This window comes from Limosilactobacillus caviae, assembly GCF_014635905.1.
Classification (GTDB): domain Bacteria; phylum Bacillota; class Bacilli; order Lactobacillales; family Lactobacillaceae; genus Limosilactobacillus; species Limosilactobacillus caviae.
The window spans coordinates 26452-42537 of the sequence record NZ_BMDS01000005.1 but is presented as its reverse complement, the minus strand read 5'-3'; the positions used below and the strand labels follow the sequence as shown (position 1 = coordinate 42537).

Below are 16086 nucleotides of genomic sequence, written 5' to 3'. Positions count from 1 at the left end.
TCCATCAATCATTTAATAAATTGAATCATAGTGCCATATGCTGTTAATACTAAGAATTTAGGTGCCACTTGCATGTTAGCCACATTTGTAGTAAAGCGAACTTCGACAACACCATCTGCACCTTTTTCACTTGCACGTTGTCTTAATTTCTCTTGAACATCACTAAATAACTGATCCATTGACTCGAAGGAATCAATAGCTTCAGATGGCATTGCTAGATGACTAGTAGCATTAACAATCCCTAAAATTCGATGTGCCTGTGGAAACCCCTCAGTTGATAAAAACATCTGCCATCCTCCTAAAATCATTACCACTTTAAAATAACAAAGAGACTGGAAATATTCCAGTCTCTTTGTTATTTTACGGAAAGAATCTGCCACTTTGCTAAGGAACTAATTTTATTTATCCACTTTTGATTCTAACTTCCGCAAAGTCGCATTATATTATCAATCTAGTGCACCCTGGTGACAATTCATTACATAAATATTTAATTCGAGGTTTCGTGTCACTCTTATGTTGCTTCTAGCCTACTCCTCAATTTTCTTTCGGCGCTAAATTGATTAACGAGAATTTATATTAATCTCTGTTTCTGTTCTTTCCACACCCATAATATACCATCTTTTGAAAGCGATTACAATAGATAAATTTAACTAACTTGCATTAAGAGAATATACATTGCGATTGCATTGTTAATTATATGAACCGCAATCGAATTACGAATATCCGCTGTTCGTAAATAAATAAAAGCAAGGACCATTCCCATATAGGCATACATCAAAAAACTAATAGGATTGCTACTCATATGCCCTGCTGAAAAAACAATTCCTGAAAGAATCATTTTCGGCCAAATATTTCCACGCTTAAAGAACATATTTGTAAGCGTCCCTCTAAAAATAAGTTCTTCCGCAATAGGACTTAGAATAACGGCAGAAAATACAAATACAACCGTAATAACTTCATTATGACCGAGCATATTACCAAGCGCTGCATTATTAGCAGTTTCAGTTTGATGATAAAGCAAGCGATTGAAATAGCTCAATATATCCATTCCGATGATAATAGCTAAATAACTACCAATAATCTGACCAACCTTAATACCCGCTGGTTTTCCTAATTGGTTATACGACTCATAAGTTCGTCGCGCCCACCAAATAATTACGAGCATGAGGCAAATAAACAAGGCCATAAAACCGTAGACAGCTAGTTGATTTGTTTTTGCATAATGCAATGCAAATCTTACGGCAATAGGAGGAATTTCAATTGCAATTAACATTACGGCAATTAAAATCACTTTAAAAATCCAAGATTGCTTAATTTTTTTCATTTTTTTGTTTTTCTTCCTTTGCTCGTTTTTCACGCATACGTTGAATACTCCAGCGGGTTGAGATTTTAGTCACAATAATATTTGCCACTACAAAACCGATTACCCACAACAGGTACATAACCCACCCCGAGATATAGTGCTCAATTGTTAGCCACACTAAAATCGCGAAAATGATAAATGGCGGAATAACTACCTTAAGGATAAATTCTGCTTTCACAAGTAAAACCTCCATTATTATTTGATCCACAGTTTACTAAATCAGAAAATAAATCGCAAGTTATTGTCTGAAATAATAAAAGGTAAGGAAATCCGGTTTCCTTACCCTCCTTTTATCACTAAATTATATTAATTTATTTAGTTATTCTTTGAAGCAGCCATAACTTCCTCATGTGTAGGAATTGATGGCAATGCTCCTAGTTTTTGAACAGCTAATGAACTAGCACGCTGAGCATATACCAATGCCTTTTCAATATTACTCATATCAGGCTTTAATTGGGAAGAAAGTGCACCGATAAATGTGTCACCAGCTGCCGTTGTATCAACAGCATTTACCTTAAAGGCCGGAATAAAGTTATAACCGTCTTGAGTACAATAGAAAGCACCCTTTGCCCCAACAGTAATAATTAAGTTGCGAACACCCATTTGTGCAAACTTAGCAGCAGACATTAACATTGAGGTTTCATCAGTAACAATAATACCGGTTAAAGTAGCACTTTCAGTTTCATTTGGAATAATTAAGTCAGTAAGTTTCAGTAAGTCGGGATTAATCTTATGAGCAGGTGCCGGGTTTAAAATTGTTTTAACACCATTTTCCTTAGCAATTTCAAATGCCCGTAATGTTGCATCTTGTGGTGTTTCAAATTGGGCAATAACAAAATCTGCACCAGCAATTTGATCACGTGCATCTTCAACTTCTTTAACACTTAATTGTTGGTTGGCACCACCATATACCAAAATACTGTTTTGACCACTCTCATCTAACAAGATAGCTGCTGAACCTGTTCCAGCATTTTCATCAACATGAATTCCGGTTGTATTGATATTATTATCCTTTAAAGCTTGGATCATCATCTTACCACCGGCATCTTCACCAACTTGACCAACGAAAGCTGTGTCGGCACCAGAACGTGCAGCAGAAACTGCTTGGTTTGCCCCTTTACCCCCAGCAGCATTAGTCTTATCTAAAGCAGCAATTGTTTCACCAGGTAATGGCATCCGCTTAACTTTCATTGTCGTATCAACATTTAAACTACCTACAATTGTTACATGGTTTGTCATTAATTATTTCCTCCTTAAACAATCGGCATCTAATTGATAATACCATCATACCATATTACTTTTGCCGATAGGAACTTGTACTATTACGTTTAATTAATTTTACTGGAAAGTTTTGCACACGTGCCCCATTACTATTATGGTCTATCTGTTCAATTAGCATTTTAGTGGCACCTGCGCCTAAATCAAATATTGGCTGCTGAACAGTTGTAAGTCGTGGGTAAACATAATCATCCCAGTAAATATTATCATAGCCAATTACAGAAATATCATCAGGAACTTGTACTCCCAATTCATGCAGGCCCCGTAATAGTCCAATTGCCATCTCGTCGTTTGCTGCAAAAACCGCAGACGCTCCTGTCTCATAGACCTTTTTAGCCGCCCTATAGCCACCATCTTTGGTTAAGGGCGCCCGAATAACATCATGGTGAGCATCAATTGTTAACCCATTTTCATTAATCACATTCTCAAAGCCATTCATCCGATGATTTAAATTTTCCGTCGGATTATCAGATGTAAGAACCGCAATATGGTTATGACCTAATTCAATTAAATGTTTAGCTGCAATTTGACCGCCAAGATAATCATTTGTTTGAACACGGTCGCCTTCTTGCGTATGATTCTGGTCAAACAGAATGTATGGAATATCATTGAATGAGATGACTTCTTTAATTGTTTCAGTTGTCATGGTAGCACTAGCAATTACTAATCCGCTAATTGATCGTTCAATCATCTGCGAAAGATAGTGCTTTTCAAGTTTAGGATCACGATTAGCACTAAATACCAGCGGAATAAACTCCGCCTCCCGAGCGATACTTTGAACACCTTCAATAAACGTACCAAAAAACGGGTTAGCAATATTAGGAACAAGTACTCCAATAGTTTTTGCACTTTTCAAAATTAAGTTCCGTGCATTAAAATCAGGCACATATTTATATTTATCACGTAACGCAAGTACTTTTTCCTGTGTTGCTGCGCTAAAACGATCACCCTTATTATTTAAAATTTGAGAAACTGTTGTAACAGAAACTCCTGCTTCTCTTGCTAAATCCCGAATTGTTATTTTCTTTTTCATCGCTGTCCAACCTCTTTAGTAAACAGTTTTATCAACTAAATTGCATTTAACTAATTTAAACTAAAATGACCTATTTTGCAATCACATTTCATTAAAAATATCTTTAAGGATTTGTTTCCCTGTTGCCATTTGGGTCCCGCGAACACGAATATAATCAATTTGGGCTCGTAAAATATCATATTCCCATAATGAAGATAAATCATGATCGTTAAAATAACGAAGCGTAAGATTAATCGGATTTAACGCAGTAATTATTCCCGTAAAGTCATCGCTCCCCTTATACTTTTCTGTCCCAATAACAACAGGAAGGCGATTTACATACGAATCATTTAAGAGATTTGATAATAAATCTCCTCGCGTGATTGCTGGATGCTCATCAATAAATTTTTGTACTTGCCAAATATCAAAATAATTATGTGTATGTGCTACTTTTGTTTTTTCAGAAATATTCACTAAGTAATCGCTATGGCGTTCTGTATAAAAAATACTTTTAATCCGAATAGCAATCAATCCGTTAATTTTGCCGTCCCAGTCAATACTAATCATTAAACAAAATACTGGGTCTAAGGCAATGACAAACCCCACATTAAAATATTCATCATTGGGCAGGTTATGAACCTCAATCAGCGTCCCCTGCTGCTTAGCAAGCGTTAATTGAACCCGGTTTTCGTTTTCATTTTCTTTTCTCATCTTTACTTCCTTAAAATTGATTTTTCAAATAATTAAATTAAAAAAATTTGATCACATTCCAATTTCTATTATAATCGCTAACAATGTAGATGTAATAACTTTTACTACGATAAGCTAAATTCAATAGCCACCAAATATTGTAAAATTAGGTGTGTCATTCCACAATATTTTGTAGTAAGATGTTTTCTGTGACAAAAAAGTAAAGAGGGGCCATTATGGTGATTATTACAGCAGGGATGATTGGTGTCGGTAAAACAACTTTAACTGGAAAGATTGCCGAACACTTACATACAAAAGCATTTTTTGAACCAGTCGGAGAAAATCCAGTTTTACCACTGTATTATAAAAATCCAAAACAATACGGCTTTTTACTCCAAATTTATTTTTTAAACAAACGATTTTCAATGATTAAGCAAGCACTCGCTGACGACAATAACGTGCTTGACCGCTCAATCTATGAAGATGCATTGTTTACGCGAGAAAATAACGCTGAAGGCAACATTACAGATACTGAACTTGAAGTATATCTAAAACTTCTCGATAATATGATGAATGATCTCCAGCAACTACCAAAGCGCGCACCAGATTTAATGGTTTATTCTGAGACTGACTTTGAAACAATTCTATATCGAATCAAGAAACGTGGGCGCGATTATGAACAAATTGATACTAATCCAGAATTAAAGGATTACTATTACAAAATGTGGAGCGCCTATAAGCAATGGTATAAAGATTACGATGCTAGTCCAAAAATGAAAATTGATTTAGAGCGTTACGACCTTGAAGATCCTAAGAATGTTGATGCAGTTTTAGCAATGATCGACGAACGTCTAAAATCATTAAGATAAGTAATGAAGGAGCATAAATGTGTTGAAACCTATTTTCAACACATTTATGCTTTTTTCTTTTTCTTCCAACGTTGCCGTATGACTTTAATTAATCCCACCGTCCCAATCCCACCAAGTAACGGGATATATTGAGGAATATCGAGGTCAGTTTTACTTGCTTGAACAGGATGCTTATCAATTACTGCAGGTGTAGAATTACTTGCCATTTCCTTCTTAGCAAGTGGAAGCGGCTTCATATTTTCGTTTCCACTACGAACCTGATCATCATACTTAGTAAGTTGGTAGGTGTCGATTAAACGATTTAGTTTCTGGTCATATTGCGGATCTGTAGCATAACGTCCTCGTAATGCACGAGTGGCGTCACGATAGCTACTGGTATTCTGCCGATGAACATCATGGTAAAGCGGATCATCTAATGTTTTGGCATAATCCTTTAATGCTTCATACTCATTAGGATATCGACGAAAATTACTAAAAACCTGCAGCTTCTGCCCTTGCGGATCATATTCGGTTGTTAACTGTGACACAGTCTGCTGATCAAAATAACCCTTAACACCAAATAAGTTATTATATGGCGATTTTCCTAGCATACTACAGCCCCAATCACTTTCTAAAGCCGCCTGGGCAATAATAACTGAAGGGTATAAATCATACTCTTTACCGATTTGCTGGGTAACTGGCGCAATCCGATTAATAAATTTTGCTTGAATTGCGGAAGGAAGCTGGGGTAAATAAGTGTGCAAATCTGGTTCAGAAATTGATTGTGCTTCTTCTTTGTTTTCTGATGAATTAGGCTCCCTATTAAGATTGTCAATCGCACTTTCATATTCGGCTAAATATGCATTGATATATTCCTCATCATGGCTGGCTAGTTGCCCTTCATCAATCGGTTTTAAATTTTTAACATCTTCACATGCATCATAGTGAGCCTGCTGAATACTATCAGCATGAGCAGTCCCGCTAAGACCCGTTAATATTATTAATGTGCTAGTGATAACACGTCGCTTTAACACAATAAAACACTCCTTCATAACGTCCTATAATATATATACGAGGAAATTTTGAATTTGCATTTTTAAAATAAAAAAAGATTGAGAAAATTTTTCCTCAACCTTTATGTTCGACAAATGAAAAGTTCGATAAACTGTCTTGCAGCAGCCCTAGAATCCTCATTCTTATTTTTAATTACATTTCTGGATATGTTGATTCCTTTATGGCCAATTTTTTGTTTTTCAAGTCTGTTTTAACAACAGTAACGTCACATGGTGCTTCACGAATAGTATATGCCGCTGTTGAACCGACAAGCAGACGACCAACAACGTTTAATCCGGTTGCGCCAATAATGATTAAATCAATATCATTTTCTTTTGGATACCGTTCAGCAAGCTCAACCTTTGCATTACCAACTTCGACGTTAGTTTCAACTTCCTTTATGCCTTCTGCTACAGCACGCTTCTTGTAGTCAGCCAGCTTTTTTTGCATCGTTTCAATTGCAGAATCATAAATACTGTGACTAACAAAACTATAACCACTAGGACCAGTTGCTGGATAGCGTTCACCATTGATAATACTCAATAAATATAGTTTAGCATCATTTGTTTTAGCAATATCAACAGCTTTTTCAAAGGCCATGTCAGCTTGCTTAGAGCCGTCGACACCAACAAGAATTTTTTGATAACTCATTCTTGACACCTCCATCTTTTACCTTTATTTTAGCACATTCTTAGTCTGTAACGAGGTTATTAATCGCTTCCATGTAAATAGCCATTGACGTGATTAGGTCATTAACCGGCTGATATTCATTTGCTTGATGCATCGTATTTGGTGTATGTGGCATCAACGCTCCAAATGCAACGCCACGCTTCATAAGACGGCCATAAGTACCGCCCCCGACAACTTCTGGCTTAGCATTGGCATCACCAGTTTGATTAATGTAAGCTTGCATTAATGTTTTAACAATCGGATCGTCTGGATCAACATAGTGGGGTTCTTGTGATGGCCCTTGGGTAACTGTTATCTGGAGCTTATCAGCAATTGCTTTAACTGTTTTTTCAAGCTTATCTGGAGTCATACCTTTAGGGAAGCGGAAGTTCATATCAATATGTCCGCCTTTATCCGCATCAAAGTTTAAAATACCGGCATTCATTGTTAATTCACCCATTACCGGATCGGCGAAAGCACCATTAAACCCGTCCATTCGCGTATCTAAATGAAGATAATCGGCAAGAAATTCGATAAAACTCTTCGCACCACCCGCAAAGTCATACCGATTCAAGAACTTAGCAAGGTAAGTACCAGCATTGATTCCCTTTTCCGGTTCCATCCCATGAGCAGCCTTACCAATAACAGTGATTTTAAGTCCTTTGTCCGTTGATTCAATATTACCGTCAACCGGGTTTTCTTCAATAAAGTGACCAAAATCATTAGTAACTTCTTGTGGGCTATCTGTCCGAATAAGGGCTACTGCTTCTCGCGGCACCATGTTAAATCGCAAGCCAGACTCAAAGCTGACCAACTGTGTGGAAGCATCGCTATTTCCGGCTGGCACATCAAGCAGAAGTGATACTTGACCCTTTTCACCATTAATCACCGGAAATTCAGCATCTGGCGAAAAGCCGAGCGTAGGTGCTGGTTCGACTTCAAAGTAACGGTGCATTCCTGTCCAGTTGCTTTCCTCATCAGTACCAACAATAAAGCGCACTTTCTTATTAAACTTTACACCTTGATCTTTCAAATATTTCAAGGCATAGTAAGCAGCCATTCCAGGCCCTTTATCATCTGAAGCTCCTCGTCCGTATAAATTACCGTCCTTAATAACTGGGTCAAATGGATCCGTGTCCCATCCTTTACCTGCCGGCATCACGTCGAGGTGAGCTAAAATTGCAAGAGTTTCGTCACCTTCACCCCATTCAGCATATCCAACAAGGTTATCAATATTTTTCACTTTAAATCCATCTTGTTCCGCCATCTCTAAAAATGCTTTCAAAGCTTGGGCTGGACGGGGACCAAGCGGATACTCATCAGTTGCGGCTGAATCGTCCCGTACACTTGGAATCTTCATTAATGATACTAGGTCATTTAAATAATTTTCTTTTTGTGCCTCTGCGGCTTTCATCCAATCGGTCAAGATTAATCCCTCCAAAATATTCTACTTTGACTAATTTTAATGATACCATTAAATTGTCTATTAAATAAAATAATAAGGAGTCTTAGCTGTGAAAAAACTTACTGACCAAATATTAAAGGACGTTATTACCCCGCGTCTTGAGAACAGTTTTAAAGGTACTTTTGGTAAAGTAACCTTAATTGGCGGAAACCGTAATTTTGGCGGAGCGATTATTATGGCTTCAACTGCTGCGGTATGTGCTGGTGCGGGATTAGTAACAACTGCCACTGATGAGAGTAATTCTGGTGCCCTCCACGCGCAGCTGCCAGAAGCAATGTTTGCCGATTTTACTGATGACCGCCTTGTCGCTAATCTTACCGAAGCAGCTACCAGTGTCGTAGTCGGTCCTGGGCTCGGAAATGACGATACCAGTTTACAAATTTTAAAAAACGTCTTTGCAAACACAAATGAAAAGCAAAATGTGATTATTGATGGGTCCGCAATTACCCTCATGGCGATGGAAAAGCTTGAGCAACCACAGGGAAACATCATTTATACCCCTCACGAAATGGAATGGCAACGACTTTCCGGAATCAAAATTGGCGACCAAACTGAAGATAAGAACAAGGCCGCACAAGAAAAGCTCGGTGCCACCGTTGTCTTAAAGAAACACCATACTGAAATCTACACAAATGACCACGTTTATCAATTGCCGATCGGTACGCCTGCCCAAGCTGTCGGCGGAATGGGTGATACTCTCGCTGGAATGGTTGGGGGCTTTACTGCCGAATTTAATGACAAGCCTGAAAAAGCTGTCCTTGCTGCCGTTTATGCGCACAGTGCGATTGCCGAAAAGATTGCGGAAAGTCAGTATATTGTCCTTCCCCACCAAATCAGTCGTGCTTTACCAACTTTTATGAAGAAAATGGAAAAACTTGAAGATGATCATCATATTGGTTTTTTAGGTTAAAAGCCTTAAATTAAAATTCTTATTAAAAGAGGTTCAGAACGATAATCTTTCGTCCTGAACCTCTTTTTATGCATTGTTATTTAATATGCAAAATTGTTCGTAATCTTTCTACCCGTGGTCCTAGTAACTGATCTGCTAACCGGGACTTCAAGCAGAGATAAAGATAAATGCCTGCTCCTACTATTACTCCTGGAATTAAGGAGAAGAAAGCAGTGTAGCGCCCATATGGACTAACAAAATGGCCAATGATTAACATTACAATCTTTGTACCAGCAAACATCACCAGTGAATAAGATAAAATTTGATTAGTCGGTACCGCCATCTTATCGAAACGAAGAGTAAATTCCATATTGAACGAATGAAGAATCAAGTAGTTCACAACGAACATTGAAATACCAGTCGCTACTAATGGTCCGACCCCTTCAAAAATCCAGATACATGGGAACTGAACAATAAATTTGACGATTACGCCAATACCCAGGAAGGTCATCATTCGTTTATTTTCTGAAATCCCCTGCATCATTGCTGCCCCCACAGTATAGAGGCCAAGCAAAATCGAGATATAAGCTGACACTTGAAGAACAACTACCCCCGCAGCATCATAACGGTAAAAGACAGTATATATTTGTTGTGAAACTGCAGACAATCCCAGGGCAGCCGGAATCATTACAAAATAAAATAACAAGAGAACATTTTGTATTTGTTTCCGCATCCCCTCATGATCATTTTGCGCTCGTGCAGTTGCTAAAAGCGGGATAACTGTTGCCGCCATTGCTGATGCTAATGAGATTACGATCATATATAGCTTATTAGCATTAAATGAGAAAAGAGCATATAGCACCGTAACCTGATAATGTGAGAAATGACCGACCATTGACATCATTCGGGGAAATGTATACTGGTCGATTAATTGGTAAAGGTTAATCCCACCTTCAATAATAATGAAGGGGATCGATTGATAAACAATCTTAAAAATTAAGCTAGTAGTCGAAACTTCAGTATTAGAGACGCTGTGCTGGACAAGGTCATTCATTTCATTTAGGTGACGCATCCACGCAATTGCTAGCACAATGATTGCGCCAATTGCACCAACAAACGCAGCGAACGTTGACTGAGTAACAGCGCTAACCCAGCTTCCATGCTTAATTTTCATAATATAGTATGTCGCCAGCAGCATATAAACAACCCGAAAAAACTGTTCAACAAACTGCGACATTGCTGACGGGGCCATCCAATTATAACCTTGTAAGAACCCCCGCGTAATCGACATTGCTGGAATAATCAGAACGGCCCACGCCAAGGATTGGATAACGGGAATAACATTGGGGTCACCGTTATCCATTAGCGAAGCACCAAAGAGCATAATGATGGCACAAATCATCCCCATCGCCATCGAAACATACATTCCTGAGTGATATAGGCGTCTACTAACACCATATTCATTAATTCCATTATAGTGTGCAACTAATTTTGAAATTGCTGACGGAATTCCCGCTGTAGCAATTACTAAGAAATATGAATAGATATTATAACCTTGAGCAAATAACGCATTAGCTTCATTACTATAGGTTCCAAACCATGTTACCCATGGAATAATATAGATCGCTCCTAGTATTCGTGAAGTAATGCTCCCCGCAGTCATCCACGCAGATCCGCTCAACATTTTTTCGCGCGCATCTTTTTTAACTGGGGTGCCGCTCAAATCATTTACTTTATTTTCCTCCATGATTTGTTGCAATCCTACCTTTTTATTTTAATCGAATAAAAACAATCTTAATTATTTTATCGTGAATATAAGACTGACGCAATTCGATTTACGGTTTTTAATACTTCTTTAATTTAGTACTGGTCTAAATCAACTGTAACCATCTTGATAATTTTCTGTGGATTCTTTGCTTGAAGGATCGCCATATTGCTCGGCTGCGGTGCTTTTTCAAAATGACCAAGTTTATCATTAATCGTAATTGCAAGCCCCAGTTTAGCAAATTCCATTGCCTCATCCATTGATTTTCCCTGTGTAAATGCTTCTGGTAAATCGGGAAAATTAACTTGAACTTCATTTTCTACCGGAGTAAAAAAAGCAGGATATTTTACTATTTCCATTGACTTCTCCTTTAATAAAAAAGGCCTGACAAAATGTCACAGCCTCTTTAACATAATTATTTAGCAACAATGTTAACAATCTTATTTGGCACAACAATAACCTTTTTAATATCCTTGCCGTCAGTAAACTTCTTAACATGTTCGTTTGCCAATGCAAGTTGTTGGGCTTCATCCCGGTCAGTATCCTTGGCCATTTTAATCTTTGCGCGAACCTTGCCGTTAACTTGAACAATCATTTCAACTTCATCTTCAACTAATGCTTTTGGATCGTAAGTTGGCCATGGCTGGTAAGTAATTGTATCACTCTCACCAAATTGGCTCCAAAGTTCTTCAGCCATGTGAGGCATTATTGGGGCAATCATTTTAACAAAGCCCTTCATGTATTCTACTGGTAAGTCATCAGCCTTGTAAGCTTCATTAACGAAGACCATTAATTGGGAAATAGCGGTATTAAAGTGCATCCGTTCATAATCTTCGGTAACCTTTTTAACTGTTTGGTTATAAACCTTGGTTAGCTTACCATCATTGAATGTTGATACTCGGTCACGAAGATGGTTATTATCATCCATCAATAACCGCCATACACGTTGAGCCCATTTGTTAGCACCGTGTAATCCTTTTTCATCCCAAGGTACAGATTCTTCAAGCGGTCCCATGAACATTTCATAAAGCCGCAGAGTATCAGCACCATATTGGTCAACAATATCATCAGGGTTAACAACATTTCCCTTTGACTTGGACATCTTTTCATGGTTAGAACCTAGGATCATTCCCTGGTTAACGAGCTTCATGAATGGTTCCTTAGTTGGGACAAGGCCAAGGTCATAGAGAACTTTGTGCCAGAATCGTGCATAGAGCAAGTGAAGAACAGCATGTTCAGCACCACCAACATAAAGATCTACTGGTGACCAGTAATCAAGTGCTTCTTTTGAGGCAAATTCCTTGTCGTTATGTGGATCAGTGTACCGGAGCCAGTACCATGATGAACCAGCCCATTGTGGCATTGTATTAGTTTCACGCAAACCATGACGACCATTTTCATCGTAAACGTTAACCCAATCTTCTACATTTGCAAGCGGACTCTCACCGGTTCCTGATGGTTCAATGTTATCAGTCTTTGGTAATTCAAGCGGAAGTTCATCTTCAGGAACTAGTGAAGTTGTGCCGTCATCCCAATGAATAACCGGAATTGGTTCACCCCAGTAACGTTGCCGACTGAAAATCCAGTCCCGAAGACGGTAATTAACTTTCTTATGACCAGCATCATGTTTTTCTAGCCAGTCAATCATCTTTTGCTTAGCCTCAGCATTATTTAATCCATCGAGGAAGCCAGAGTTAATATGTTTACCATCACCATCAAAGGCACCCGCTGAAATATCTGCGCCTTCAATGATTGGCTTGATTGGTAAGTCAAACTTGGTAGCAAAGTCATAATCTCGTTGATCACCTGATGGGACAGCCATGACAGCCCCGGTTCCATATGATGCAAGAACATAGTCACTAATCCAGATTGGTAATTTTTCGCCATTTACCGGATTAGTAACATACGAACCAGTAAATACCCCAGTCTTATCCTTATTTAAGTCAGTCCGTTCAAGATCTGACCGCCGTGAAGCCTCTTCCTTGTACTTTTCAACTTCCGCTTTGTGCTCTGGCGTTGTTAATTGGTCAACTAATTCTTGTTCTGGCGCAAGAACAACATAGGAAGCACCAAACAACGTATCTGCACGAGTAGTAAAGACTTCAATCTTCGTATCTTCATCCCCAACAACTGGGAAGTAAACGGAAGCACCTTCAGAACGGCCAATCCAGTTACGTTGCATTTCCTTAACACTCTCTGGCCAGTCAACAAGGTCTAGGTCATCAATTAAGCGGTCAGCATAAGCAGTAATCTTTAAAACCCATTGCCGCATTGGCTTTCGGTATACCGGGTAGCCGCCCCGTTTAGTCTTACCATCTTCTACTTCTTCATTGGCAACAACTGTTCCGCCCATAAAGTCAGGGGCCCAGTTAACCATAATTTCACTTTCGTAGGCAAGACCTTTCTTGTAGAGCTGTTCAAAAATCCATTGGGTCCACTTATAGAACTTAGGATCAGTCGTATTTACTTCCCGATCCCAGTCATAAGAAAAACCAAGTGATTGAATTTGGTCGCGGAAGTGGTCAATATTCTTATTCGTAAAGTCTTTAGGATTGTGACCAGTCTTTAATGCATATTGTTCAGCTGGTAAGCCAAATGCATCCCACCCCATTGGATGTAAAACATTAAAGCCCTGCATCCGCTTCATCCGTGACATTACATCGGTCGCAGTATAACCTTCTGGGTGTCCAACGTGTAATCCCTGACCAGATGGATAAGGGAACATGTCTAATGCATAGTATTTTTTCTTATCTTTATTAAGGTCAGCTTTAAAAGTCTTGTTCTTTTTCCAAAACTTTTGCCACTTTTTTTCAATCGTCTTATGATCGTAAGCCATTTTTGTCTACTCCTTACTGTTAAATTCTAATTATCGTAATAAAAAAGTCCCGTAGAAAATATCTACGAGACGAAATCAATCCGCGGTACCACCCGTTTTCCATGAAAATCATGGCGCTTAGTACCTTAACGCGGTATACGTCATTACCTACTATAAAGTTCAGTAACAATCACACTAGATGAGTTCATTAATGACCTGCCTCCTGTTCGCACCACCACAGGATCTCTGGTGTCCAAATCAAAAACTACTATTTCTATTACAATCAAATATTTAACGCTTATTGTAACAACCACCATCAGTGATTGCAAGTATAAGATTTAATTATTAGCCTAAAATTGCTTTTAAATCGTCTACTTTGTCTAAGTGCTCCCATGGTAAATCAACGTCAGTCCGACCAAAATGACCATAAGCAGCTGTTTGTTTGTAAATTGGCCGTTTTAAGTCGAGCATTTCAATAATACCAGCTGGCCGTAAGTCAAATACCTTACGAACTGCTGCAATTAATTCTTCTTCTGAGCGTGTACCTGTACCATAAGTATTAATCATAATCGATACTGGTTCCGCTACCCCAATTGCATAAGCCACTTGAATCTCTGCTTTTTTAGCATAGCCGGCTGCCACAATATTTTTAGCAATATAACGAGCAGCATAACTAGCAGACCGGTCAACCTTTGTAGCGTCCTTTCCTGAAAATGCTCCACCACCATGATGGGCAGCTCCGCCATAGGTATCAACAATAATCTTACGACCGGTTAAACCAGCATCGCCTTGCGGACCACCGATTACGAACCGGCCCGTCGGATTAATGAAGTACTTGGTCTTATCATCAAGGTACTTAGCAGGAATTACAGCTTTAATAACCTGTTCCTTAACGTCCTTCTTGATTTGGTCAAGGGAAGCTTCTGGGTCATGTTGTGTACTCAAAACAACCGTATCAACACGAAGCGGTTTATCATTTTCATCATATTCAACTGTTACCTCAGCCTTAGCATCTGGCCGAAGATAAGGAATAACACCGTCTTTACGTAATTGAGCAATCTTGCGCATTAATTTGTGGCTCAGCACTAATGTAAGCGGCATATATTCAGGTGTCTCATCAGTTGCATAACCAAACATTAGCCCCTGGTCACCAGCACCAATCTGGTCAAGCGGGTCAGCATCTCCTTCACGTGTCTCTAGGGAGTCATCAACCCCTTGAGCAATATCGGGTGATTGTTCATCAATCGCCGTAATAACTGCACAATTGTCAGCATCAAAACCGTATTTACCATCGGTGTAGCCAATTTTTCTGATTGTATCACGCACAATCTTTTGAATGTTAACGTAGGCCTTTGTTGAGACTTCACCAAAGACCAATACTAATCCGGTAGTAACTGATGTCTCGACAGCGACCCGTGAGTCTGGGTCCTTTTCGAGTAACGCATCCAAAATTGCGTCACTAATTTGGTCAGCAATCTTATCTGGATGTCCTTCAGATACTGATTCGGATGTAAATAAATGTCGTTCTGCCATTTTCTAATTCCCCCATATTCTATTGAAACTTTCAACAGTTTGTAGTTGCGGTTACAAGGCATCTTCACGTTCAGACGTGAATCCTATCGGGAATTGCTTCATAACGAGAATAATCTTAGCATAGTTTCCAACCAACAATCAATGATAATCCCAACATTCTTATTCTAACCGCGCATTGACCATCCCTACTGCCGTCATAAACGAATAGATAATCGTAGGACCAACAAATTTAAAACCATCTTTCCGCATTTGTTTTGCCATTGCTTCTGAAGCAGGGGTTTTCGCTGGTAATTGGTCATCAGTAGTCAAACTTAATTGTTCAGGCTGGTCATTGACAAAATGCCAAACATAGCTATCAAAAGTTTTGCCCGCTTTATGCATCTCTAGAATAATCCGGGCATTGTTAACTACAGCTAATATTTTTCGACGATTACGAATAATTGTCTCATCTTTACATAAGCGATTGATATCTTCACCACTAAAATTGGCAACTGTTTTAATGTCAAAATTATCAAAAACGCGCTCAAACGCTCTTCGTCGCTGCCAAATCGTTTGCCATGTCAATCCAGCCTGAAATAGCTCTAAGGAAAGCATCATAAATAATTTCTGGTCGTCATGAACCGGAAATCCCCAATAATGATCATAGTAATCTTGCATGTCGGCTGTTTTATTAGCCCAATTCGGTCGTTTAATTGCCATTATTTTC

Annotated in this window: 16 protein-coding genes, 1 riboswitch and 1 other annotated feature; of the genes, 2 read left to right on the top strand and 14 right to left on the bottom strand. The window is 38.8% G+C overall.

Annotated elements, in window-relative coordinates; translation table 11 throughout:
* Nucleotides 1-8: 8 nt before the first annotated feature.
* From IEU90_RS07485 to IEU90_RS07460, 6 genes are all read right to left on the bottom strand, one after another.
* The gene (locus IEU90_RS07485; RefSeq protein WP_153710389.1) at nucleotides 9-287 is read right to left on the bottom strand and encodes a heavy metal-binding domain-containing protein; all 279 of its coding nucleotides are present in this window, start codon (nucleotides 285-287) and stop codon (nucleotides 9-11) included.
* A 359-nt stretch (nucleotides 288-646) separates the two neighbouring features.
* Nucleotides 647-1324 carry a CPBP family intramembrane glutamic endopeptidase gene (locus IEU90_RS07480; protein ID WP_153710390.1) on the bottom strand — a complete coding sequence of 226 codons (678 nt, stop codon included), beginning with the start codon at nucleotides 1322-1324 and terminating at the stop codon, nucleotides 647-649.
* Nucleotides 1311-1556 (bottom strand): hypothetical protein, encoded by a 246-nt coding sequence (locus IEU90_RS07475; RefSeq protein ID WP_153710391.1) that lies wholly within the window; start codon nucleotides 1554-1556, stop codon nucleotides 1311-1313. Before IEU90_RS07475 ends, IEU90_RS07480 begins: the two co-directional genes overlap by 14 nt.
* 122 nt (nucleotides 1557-1678) lie before the next feature.
* Complete coding sequence (gene rbsK, locus IEU90_RS07470) at nucleotides 1679-2602, bottom strand: ribokinase (RefSeq protein WP_153710392.1); 924 nt, start codon at nucleotides 2600-2602, stop codon at nucleotides 1679-1681.
* A 55-nt stretch (nucleotides 2603-2657) separates the two neighbouring features.
* Complete coding sequence (gene rbsR / locus IEU90_RS07465) at nucleotides 2658-3674, bottom strand: ribose utilization transcriptional repressor RbsR (protein WP_153710393.1); 1017 nt, start codon at nucleotides 3672-3674, stop codon at nucleotides 2658-2660.
* A gap of 81 nt (nucleotides 3675-3755) precedes the next feature.
* Nucleotides 3756-4364, bottom strand: a complete 609-nt coding sequence (locus IEU90_RS07460) for a hypothetical protein (RefSeq protein ID WP_153710394.1) — start codon at nucleotides 4362-4364, stop codon at nucleotides 3756-3758.
* Between the two features lie 215 nt (nucleotides 4365-4579).
* Here IEU90_RS07460 and IEU90_RS07455 point away from each other — a divergent pair, with 215 nt between their 5' ends.
* Entirely contained in the window at nucleotides 4580-5212 is a 633-nt protein-coding gene (locus IEU90_RS07455) for a deoxynucleoside kinase (protein WP_153710395.1), read from the top strand.
* 44 nt (nucleotides 5213-5256) lie between these two features.
* Here the strand turns inward: IEU90_RS07455 and IEU90_RS07450 are convergent, their stop codons facing one another.
* The 3 genes from IEU90_RS07450 to pepV form a co-directional block, all read right to left on the bottom strand.
* Entirely contained in the window at nucleotides 5257-6243 is a 987-nt protein-coding gene (locus tag IEU90_RS07450; protein WP_153710396.1) for a glycoside hydrolase family 73 protein, read from the bottom strand.
* Between the two features lie 154 nt (nucleotides 6244-6397).
* Complete coding sequence (locus IEU90_RS07445; protein WP_153710397.1) at nucleotides 6398-6910, bottom strand: universal stress protein; 513 nt, start codon at nucleotides 6908-6910, stop codon at nucleotides 6398-6400.
* 25 nt (nucleotides 6911-6935) lie between these two features.
* A complete protein-coding gene (gene pepV, locus IEU90_RS07440) occupies nucleotides 6936-8339 on the bottom strand; it encodes a dipeptidase PepV (protein WP_153710398.1) in 1404 nt (467 codons plus the stop codon).
* An 88-nt stretch (nucleotides 8340-8427) separates the two neighbouring features.
* Between pepV and IEU90_RS07435 the strand changes: the two genes are divergently transcribed.
* Nucleotides 8428-9288 (top strand): NAD(P)H-hydrate dehydratase, encoded by an 861-nt coding sequence (locus IEU90_RS07435; RefSeq protein WP_188357937.1) that lies wholly within the window; start codon nucleotides 8428-8430, stop codon nucleotides 9286-9288.
* A 76-nt stretch (nucleotides 9289-9364) separates the two neighbouring features.
* Here the strand turns inward: IEU90_RS07435 and IEU90_RS07430 are convergent, their stop codons facing one another.
* The 5 genes from IEU90_RS07430 to IEU90_RS07410 form a co-directional block, all read right to left on the bottom strand.
* On the bottom strand, nucleotides 9365-11014 hold the full coding sequence (locus IEU90_RS07430) for a putative polysaccharide biosynthesis protein (RefSeq protein ID WP_188357936.1): 1650 nt from the start codon (nucleotides 11012-11014) through the stop codon (nucleotides 9365-9367).
* A gap of 113 nt (nucleotides 11015-11127) precedes the next feature.
* Nucleotides 11128-11391, bottom strand: a complete 264-nt coding sequence (locus IEU90_RS07425) for a type II toxin-antitoxin system HicB family antitoxin (protein WP_188357935.1) — start codon at nucleotides 11389-11391, stop codon at nucleotides 11128-11130.
* 56 nt (nucleotides 11392-11447) lie between these two features.
* On the bottom strand, nucleotides 11448-13868 hold the full coding sequence (gene leuS / locus IEU90_RS07420; protein WP_153710401.1) for a leucine--tRNA ligase: 2421 nt from the start codon (nucleotides 13866-13868) through the stop codon (nucleotides 11448-11450).
* A 62-nt stretch (nucleotides 13869-13930) separates the two neighbouring features.
* Nucleotides 13931-14138: a binding site (T-box leader), on the bottom strand.
* Between the two features lie 54 nt (nucleotides 14139-14192).
* Nucleotides 14193-15380 carry a methionine adenosyltransferase gene (metK, locus tag IEU90_RS07415; RefSeq protein ID WP_153710402.1) on the bottom strand — a complete coding sequence of 396 codons (1188 nt, stop codon included), beginning with the start codon at nucleotides 15378-15380 and terminating at the stop codon, nucleotides 14193-14195.
* Nucleotides 15378-15489: riboswitch (SMK box riboswitch) on the bottom strand. (Overlaps the previous gene by 3 nt.)
* A gap of 50 nt (nucleotides 15490-15539) precedes the next feature.
* Nucleotides 15540-16079: a DNA-3-methyladenine glycosylase I gene (locus IEU90_RS07410; RefSeq protein WP_153710403.1), complete on the bottom strand. Its 540-nt coding sequence runs from the start codon at nucleotides 16077-16079 to the stop codon at nucleotides 15540-15542.
* Between the last annotated feature and the right edge of the window lie 7 nt (nucleotides 16080-16086).

Bases quoted from the DNA above. Each gene is read 5' to 3' on its own strand.
- IEU90_RS07455 (WP_153710395.1), top strand. From the start codon at position 4,580: ATGGTGATTATTACAGCAGGGATGATTGGTGTCGGTAAAACAACTTTA.
- IEU90_RS07485 (WP_153710389.1), bottom strand. From the start codon at position 287: ATGTTTTTATCAACTGAGGGGTTTCCACAGGCACATCGAATTTTAGGG.
- IEU90_RS07430 (WP_188357936.1), bottom strand. From the start codon at position 11,014: ATGGAGGAAAATAAAGTAAATGATTTGAGCGGCACCCCAGTTAAAAAA.
- IEU90_RS07445 (WP_153710397.1), bottom strand. From the start codon at position 6,910: ATGGAGGTGTCAAGAATGAGTTATCAAAAAATTCTTGTTGGTGTCGAC.
- metK (WP_153710402.1), bottom strand. From the start codon at position 15,380: ATGGCAGAACGACATTTATTTACATCCGAATCAGTATCTGAAGGACAT.
- leuS (WP_153710401.1), bottom strand. From the start codon at position 13,868: ATGGCTTACGATCATAAGACGATTGAAAAAAAGTGGCAAAAGTTTTGG.
- IEU90_RS07475 (WP_153710391.1), bottom strand. From the start codon at position 1,556: ATGGAGGTTTTACTTGTGAAAGCAGAATTTATCCTTAAGGTAGTTATT.
- IEU90_RS07425 (WP_188357935.1), bottom strand. From the start codon at position 11,391: ATGGAAATAGTAAAATATCCTGCTTTTTTTACTCCGGTAGAAAATGAA.
- rbsR (WP_153710393.1), bottom strand. From the start codon at position 3,674: ATGAAAAAGAAAATAACAATTCGGGATTTAGCAAGAGAAGCAGGAGTT.
- IEU90_RS07460 (WP_153710394.1), bottom strand. From the start codon at position 4,364: ATGAGAAAAGAAAATGAAAACGAAAACCGGGTTCAATTAACGCTTGCT.
- IEU90_RS07410 (WP_153710403.1), bottom strand. From the start codon at position 16,079: ATGGCAATTAAACGACCGAATTGGGCTAATAAAACAGCCGACATGCAA.
- IEU90_RS07480 (WP_153710390.1), bottom strand. From the start codon at position 1,324: ATGAAAAAAATTAAGCAATCTTGGATTTTTAAAGTGATTTTAATTGCC.
- rbsK (WP_153710392.1), bottom strand. From the start codon at position 2,602: ATGACAAACCATGTAACAATTGTAGGTAGTTTAAATGTTGATACGACA.
- IEU90_RS07450 (WP_153710396.1), bottom strand. From the start codon at position 6,243: ATGAAGGAGTGTTTTATTGTGTTAAAGCGACGTGTTATCACTAGCACA.